General features: G+C 69.3%; 7 protein-coding genes. 2 read left to right on the top strand and 5 right to left on the bottom strand.

Annotation, left to right across the window (positions count from 1 at the left end; genetic code table 11):
- Positions 1 to 76: 76 nt before the first annotated feature.
- Positions 77 to 964: a LysR family transcriptional regulator gene (locus QMX79_RS10255; protein WP_282246661.1), complete on the bottom strand. Its 888-nt coding sequence runs from the start codon at positions 962 to 964 to the stop codon at positions 77 to 79.
- A gap of 95 nt (positions 965 to 1,059) precedes the next feature.
- On the opposite strand from QMX79_RS10255, the gene QMX79_RS10250 reads away from it, so the two are divergent.
- Complete coding sequence (locus QMX79_RS10250; RefSeq protein WP_282246660.1) at positions 1,060 to 1,497, top strand: cupin domain-containing protein; 438 nt, start codon at positions 1,060 to 1,062, stop codon at positions 1,495 to 1,497.
- Between the two features lie 36 nt (positions 1,498 to 1,533).
- Entirely contained in the window at positions 1,534 to 2,451 is a 918-nt protein-coding gene (locus tag QMX79_RS10245) for a M14 family metallocarboxypeptidase (protein WP_282246659.1), read from the top strand.
- An 18-nt stretch (positions 2,452 to 2,469) separates the two neighbouring features.
- Here the strand turns inward: QMX79_RS10245 and QMX79_RS10240 are convergent, their stop codons facing one another.
- From QMX79_RS10240 to QMX79_RS10225, 4 genes are all read right to left on the bottom strand, one after another.
- Positions 2,470 to 3,297, bottom strand: coding sequence for an isocitrate lyase/phosphoenolpyruvate mutase family protein (locus QMX79_RS10240; protein WP_282246658.1), 828 nt, complete (start codon positions 3,295 to 3,297; stop codon positions 2,470 to 2,472).
- Between the two features lie 108 nt (positions 3,298 to 3,405).
- Positions 3,406 to 4,551: an MFS transporter gene (locus QMX79_RS10235; protein ID WP_282246657.1), complete on the bottom strand. Its 1,146-nt coding sequence runs from the start codon at positions 4,549 to 4,551 to the stop codon at positions 3,406 to 3,408.
- 10 nt (positions 4,552 to 4,561) lie between these two features.
- On the bottom strand, positions 4,562 to 5,341 hold the full coding sequence (locus tag QMX79_RS10230; RefSeq protein WP_282246656.1) for a DeoR/GlpR family DNA-binding transcription regulator: 780 nt from the start codon (positions 5,339 to 5,341) through the stop codon (positions 4,562 to 4,564).
- 75 nt (positions 5,342 to 5,416) lie between these two features.
- A complete protein-coding gene (locus tag QMX79_RS10225; RefSeq protein ID WP_282246655.1) occupies positions 5,417 to 6,322 on the bottom strand; it encodes a LysR family transcriptional regulator in 906 nt (301 codons plus the stop codon).
- Positions 6,323 to 6,376: the final 54 nt, after the last annotated feature.

Here is a 6,376-nt window from a genome sequence, read left to right as displayed (position 1 = left end):
GGGGCCGCGGCGGCCAAAGCCAGCCGGGAACCCGGCCGCACCGGAAAGGGCCTGCTGCGCCCATACGGGCGCAGCGCTACACGCGCAGCGCGTCGATCACCACGCGCAGCGCGCTGGAGGACTGCCGGCGGCTGGGGTAGTAGGCGTAGAAGCCATCGAACACATCGCACCAGTCATTCATCACCCGCATCAGGCGTCCGGCGGCGATGTCCTCCAGCACCATGTCTTCCAGCAGGTAGGCCAGCCCGGCGCCGGCCAGTGCGGCGCGGTGCATGGCGATGCTGCTGTTGAAGGTCCATTGGCCCTGCACGCGCACGTTGACGTTCTGTTCGTCCTTGCGCAGGTCCCACACCATCAATCCGCCATGGGTAGGCAGGCGCAACCCGATGCAGTCGTGTGCGGCCAGGTCGGCCGGCCGCTGCGGTGCGGAATGGGTCCTGAAGTACGCCGGGCTGCCGACGATCGCCATCCGCTGCGGGCCGGTGACCGGTACCGCGATCATGTCCTGTGCGACCCGTTCGCCCAGCCGAATGCCGATGTCGTAGCGCTGTTCGACGATATCGGCCAGCCCGTAGTCGATGGTCAGTTCCACCTTCAGGTCCGGGTAGCGCGGCAGTACGTCGGCCAGGCGCGGCCAGACCACTGTATTGGCCACGTGTTCGGAGGCGGTGATGCGGATGGTGCCGGCCGGGTGGTCGCGGTATTCCGCCACCGCCGCGATTTCCGCTTCGATTTCTTCCAGGCGCGGTGCCACGCTCACGTACAGGCGCTCGCCGGCCTCGGTCATCGACACATTGCGGGTGGTGCGGGTCAGCAGCCGTACGCCAAGCCGTTCCTCCAGCGCCCGTACGGTATGGCTCAGCGCGGACTGCGAGACACCGAGCTGCGCGGCAGCACGGGTAAAGCTGCGCTCGCGCGCCACGGTCACGAAGACCTGCAGATCATTGAAGTTTTCGCGGGCCATGGGGCACGGGGAAGCGCATGGCAGTCATGCGGGACCATCATGGCCGCGTGCATGGTCGATTGGTAGGGTGAGGTCCCGGACCCCAGGAGCGCCCCATGAATCCGTCCCTTCCCGCCGACACTGCCTCCATCCGCATCACCCGCGCCGGAACCACCGCCTCCTCCGCCGGATCACCGGACTATTTCACCGGCACCGTGCGCATCGATGCGCCGTTCAGCACCGACGCTCCGGCCCGGCTTGGCGGCGCTACGGTCACCTTCGAACCCGGGGCACGCACCGCCTGGCATACCCATCCACTCGGCCAGACCCTGATCGTCACCGTGGGGGTGGGCAGCGTGCAGGAGTGGGGCAAACCCGCGCAGGAGATCCGCCCCGGCGACATCATCTGGATCCCACCGGGCGTCAAACATTGGCACGGCGCCACGCCGAACGTAGCCATGACCCACATTGCGATTGCCGAAGCCGTGGACGGTTCGCCGGCGACCTGGCTGGAGCAGGTCAGCGATGACCACTACCTGGGCGCCACGGGCTAAAATCGCGGTTCTTCCGTGACAACCGCGAGCCCCGCCATGAATGACACCCGCTTCTATCCCATCGGTACCCCTGGCCAGCCCTGGGGCGCTGCAGAGAAGGCGGAGTGGCGGGCGCGGCAGTTGCCGGTGCGGCGCTATGCCGACGACGTGCTGCCGGCGCTGGACCGGCTGCGCGCCGAGTTCGATGTGGTCCAGTACGGCACCCTGGATTACGCACCGGACCGCTACCCGCTGTTTGCCGTGCGCAGCCGTGACTGGAACCCGGCGCTGCCGTCGGTGCTGGTCACCGGTGGCGTGCACGGCTACGAAACCAGCGGCGTGGAAGGCGCGCTGCAGTTCCTGGCCACGCGTGCGGCCGACTACGCCGGGCGCGCCAACGTGCTGGTGGCGCCGTGCGTGAGCCCGTGGGGTTATGAGCGCTTCCAGCGCTGGAATGCCGATGCGACCGACCCGAACCGCACGTTCGTGGCCGACAGCCCGGCGCAGGAATCGGCGGCGCTGATGGCGCTGGTGGCACCCCTGCGTGATGGCATGGTGCTGCACATCGACCTGCACGAAACCACCGACAGCGACGAAAGCGAGTTCCGCCCGGCACTGGCCGCGCGCGATGGCAAGCCGTTCGCCCCGGGCCTGATTCCCGATGGCTTCTACCTGGTGGACGACACCGAAAACCCGCAGCCGGCGTTCCAGCAGGCGGTCAACGCGGCGGTGGAGCAGGTGACCCACATCGCCCCGGCCGACGACAGGAACGAAATCATCGGCTCGCCGGTGGTGGCGCCGGGGGTGATCGAGTATCCGCTGAAGAAGCTGGGGCTGTGCGCCAGCATCACCGGCGCGCGCTTCACCACCACCACCGAGGTGTATCCGGACAGCCCGCGTGCGACCCCGCAGCAGTGCAACGATGCGCAGGTGGCGGCGGTGTGCGCGGCGATCGATTACGCGCTGGCGAACTGACCGTCGCCGCGCGGCCGGTCAGCGGAACAGCTGGTTCAATGCCGCGCCGCTGGCCGCATCGGCGAAGCCGTCGAAGCGGCCTTCGTCGTGGATCTGTCGGGCGGCGCGCATCAGCCCGCCCCACGCGGTGCGTGCCATCGCACCGTCCACGCTGACCCGGCGCACGCCCATGGCGGCGATGTCCTGCAGGGTGAACGGAAGTGCACTGCCGACCAGCAGGTTCACCGGCCTGGGGGCGACCGCAGCCACCACCGCCTCGATCTGCTCGCGGGTAGTGATGCCGGGGGCGTACAGGCAATCGGCCCCCGCGCTGGCGTAGGCGCGCAGGCGGGTAATGGTGTCGTCGAGGTCCGGACGGCCGACGAAGAAGTTCTCGGCGCGGCCGATCAGCATCACGTCCGCCCCCGAGCGGTCGATGGCGGTGCGCGCGGCGCGCAGGCGGGTTACCGCGTCGTCGATGGATCGCAGCGGTTGGTCCGGATCGGCGCTGGCGTCTTCGATGGAGATGCCGGCCACGCCGGTGGCGATCGCGCGGGTAACGGCCGCGTCGATGCTGGCGGCATCGGTGCCGAAACCATCGCCGAAGTCGGCATTGACCGGCAGTGGCGTGGCCGCGGCCAGGTCGTGCAGGTGGGCGAGGGTGTTGTCGAGGGAGAGCTGGCCGTCAGCGCGGCCAAGGCTCCAGGCGACGCCGGAGCTTGTGCTGGCCAGCGCCTTGAAGCCGAGGCTGTGCAGGTAGCGGGCGCTGCCGATGTCCCAAGGGTTGGGCAGGACGAAGCAGCCTTCGGTGTGCAGGGCGCGGAAGGTGGCGCGGCGGGATTCCGGAGTGAACGAGGGATCCGACATAGGCAGCCGTGTTGGTGGGCGTGGTTGGATGGTAGGGCTTTCCAGGAGGCCATGGGCTGCGTGCATGGCACCAGCCACGCAGGGCGTGGCTCTACGGTCGTGTTGGCGTCAAGCCTTTACCCAGCGTGCGGTGATGCCGACCAGCAGCAGGGCTGCGGCCACCAGGCAGAAAGCCGTTACCAGGCTGCTCGCTTGGGCGACGAAGCCGATCAGCGCCGGGCCGGCGAGTACGCCGGCGTAGCCCAGCGTGGTGATGGCCGGGATGGCCAGGCTTTCCGGCATGGTCTTCTGGTTGCCGGCCATGGAGAACAGCGCCGGCACGATGTTGGCGCAGCCCAGGCCGATCAATGCGTAGCCCAGCAGGGCAGGCAGCAGTGCGCCGGCGAAGGTGGCGATGCCGAAGCCGGCCGCGCCCACGAGGCTGCCGAGCAGGATCGCGCGCAGGCGGCCGAGTCTGGCGACCACGCCGTCGCCGACCAGGCGGGTGACCGTCATGGCGATGGCAAAGGTCATGAAGCCCAGGCCAGCGCGATCCGGTGGCACCTGCTGCACTTCATGCAGGAACACCGCGCTCCAGTCGAGCATGGCGCCTTCGGCAAGGAAGGCGACGAAACAGAGCACGCCGATCGCCAGCACCACGCCATGCGGGATCGCGAACACCGGGGCGCCGCTCGGCGCGCGGTCGCGCCGCCAGTACGGTACCGACAGCGCCAGCACCACCACCATCGCCACCGAAGCCAGCACGCACACCCATAGCGGCGGCAGCCGCAGCGCCAGCAGCGCGGTCATCGCAGCGGCACCCACCGCACCGCCGATGCTGTAGAAGGCGTGGAAGCCGGACATCATCGGCCGGCCGCTGTCGCGCTCCACCATTACCGCCTGGATGTTCATGGTGCAGTCGCAGGCGCCCACACCGGCGCCGAACGCGAACAGGGCCAGGCCCAGTGTCCACGGCGAGGGTGCAATGGCCAGCAGCGGCAGGCTGGCCATTACCATCAGCAGGGTGGCGATCATCACCGCGCGGCAGCCATGGCGCGCGGCCAGGATGCCGGCCAACGGCATCGCCAGCAGCGAACCGGCGCCCAGGCACAGCAGCACCAGGCCGAGCGAGCCTTCATCCAGTCCGGTGCGGTTCTTGGCGAACGGCACCAAGGGGGCCCAGGCGGCGGTAGCGAAGCCGGGCAGGAAAAACGCCGCGCGCGTGGCGTGCTGTTCGGCGCGCGCGCCGCGTGCGGAGAGAGCGGTAACGGTCATCAGGGAAACCTCAGTACGGCGCAGCGCGCTGGATGTCGACGCCGCGGCGCTGGAAGGCCTGCACCTGCGCGTCGGGGGCGTCGTGTTCGATCACCAGCAGGTCGATCTGCTCGATTGCGCCCACGCGATAGGCCGCCTGGGTGCCGAGCTTGTCGTTGGTGGCCACGGCGATGCAGCGGCTGCTGGCCGCCAGCAGCGCACGCTTCAGCGGTGCTTCTTCGCCATCAATGGCCCACAGGCCCGCCTCGGCATCGACCGCGCAGGTGCCGATGAAACAGACGTCCGCGCGCAGCCCGGCCACCGTTTCCAGCGCCTGCGCACCGATGCAGGCACCGGCACGTGGATCCAGCCGCCCGCCGACCAGGGTCACCTCGATCCCGCCGCGGGCCAGCAGCGCCAAGGCGATGTCGGGCGCATTGGTGATCACCTGCAGGCCCTGCTGTTGCGGCAGGCAGGCGGCGATGGCGCTGTTGGTGGAACCGGCATCCAGCAGGATCGAATCACCGGGGCGGACACACGCGGCCGCGGCGATGGCCAGCGCGTGCTTCTGCGCCGGCTGCTGCGCGTGGCGTGCGGGGAGGGGAGGAAAGTCCACTGCGGCCGGCAGCGCACCGCCATGCACTTTCCGGCAGAGCCCCTGGCTGGCCAGCTCGCGAAGGTCGCGCCGGATCGAGTCTTCCGACACCTCCATCTGCAGCGCAAGCTGGGCCGAAAACACGCGGCCCTGTTCGCGCAGCAGGCGCAGGATGGTCTGTTGGCGTTCGCCGGGAAGTGCGTCGGGAGTCGTCATCCGCGAACTGTACCCGATTAGGTGCGCGAAGGTGCATTAACGTGCGTGAAGATGCGTGAATGTGCGTGTTCTGGTTCAGTCCAGCCGCTGCAGCTCCGGCGTGACCAGGGCCGCCATCCAGTCCATGAACGCCGCCACCCGGCGCGGCAGGTGCCGTCGCTGCGCGTACAGCAGGGTGACCGGCATCGGCTCGGCCACGCATTCCGGCAGCACTTCCACCAGCGTCCCGCCCGCCAGCGCCACGCGCGCCCCCAGCCGTGGCACCTGGATGATGCCCAGCCCGGCCAGCGCCGCCGCACTGTAGGCCTCGCCACTGTTGACCGTGATGGCGCCGCGCATCGGCACGCTGCGATAGTCCTGGCCATCGTGGTATTCGAAGCCCGGCGAGCGCTGGCCCAAGGTGCCCACGTAATGCACCAGCGCATGGCCCGACAGGTCGTCCAGCGAGCGCGGCACCCCATATGCCGCCAGGTAGGCCGGGCTGGCGCAGTTGACGATGTGCATCACCCCGAGCGGGCGCGCGACCAGCGTGTTGTCGTCCAACGGGCCGACCCGGACCACGCAGTCGAACCCTTCGCGCACCAGGTCGACGCGGCGGTCGGTGCCGCTCAGCTCGATCTCCAGCCCGGGGTGCTTCTCAAGAAAGCCCGGCAGGTGCGGAATCACCAGCTGCCGGGCCAGCCCGCTGGACATGTCCACCCGCAGCCGGCCCTTGAGCTGGGTGTCACGGCGGAACATGCCCTGCAGGTCTTCCATGTCATCCAGCAGGTCGCGGGCACGCTGCTGGAACTGCGCGCCATCGGCCGTCAGCCGCACCCGGCGGGTGGTGCGGTGCAGCAGCTGCACGCCCACTTCCGCCTCCAGCCGCTGCACGGCCAGCGACACGCTGGCCTTGGGCAGGCCCAGCTGCTCGGCGGCGGCGGTGAACGAGCCCAGTTCGGCAACGCGCAGGAAGCTGCGCAGGTGGTCGAGGCGGTCCATGGATTGTTCGCTCTGGGTGGACAGTCAAATCAGGATTGCGCGGTTTATGTGATT

It is taken from the genome of Stenotrophomonas sp. PS02300, from assembly GCF_029959395.1.
Lineage (GTDB): Bacteria > Pseudomonadota > Gammaproteobacteria > Xanthomonadales > Xanthomonadaceae > Stenotrophomonas > Stenotrophomonas maltophilia_AD.
The sequence above is the reverse complement of the archived record's forward strand: the minus strand, read 5'-3'. Positions and strand labels throughout refer to the sequence as shown.

Coding starts and splice junctions, on each gene's coding strand:
- QMX79_RS10255 (WP_282246661.1), bottom strand. CDS start 964: ATGGCCCGCGAAAACTTCAATGATCTGCAGGTCTTCGTGACCGTGGCG.
- QMX79_RS10250 (WP_282246660.1), top strand. CDS start 1,060: ATGAATCCGTCCCTTCCCGCCGACACTGCCTCCATCCGCATCACCCGC.
- QMX79_RS10245 (WP_282246659.1), top strand. CDS start 1,534: ATGAATGACACCCGCTTCTATCCCATCGGTACCCCTGGCCAGCCCTGG.
- QMX79_RS10240 (WP_282246658.1), bottom strand. CDS start 3,297: ATGTCGGATCCCTCGTTCACTCCGGAATCCCGCCGCGCCACCTTCCGC.
- QMX79_RS10235 (WP_282246657.1), bottom strand. CDS start 4,551: ATGACCGTTACCGCTCTCTCCGCACGCGGCGCGCGCGCCGAACAGCAC.
- QMX79_RS10230 (WP_282246656.1), bottom strand. CDS start 5,341: ATGACGACTCCCGACGCACTTCCCGGCGAACGCCAACAGACCATCCTG.
- QMX79_RS10225 (WP_282246655.1), bottom strand. CDS start 6,322: ATGGACCGCCTCGACCACCTGCGCAGCTTCCTGCGCGTTGCCGAACTG.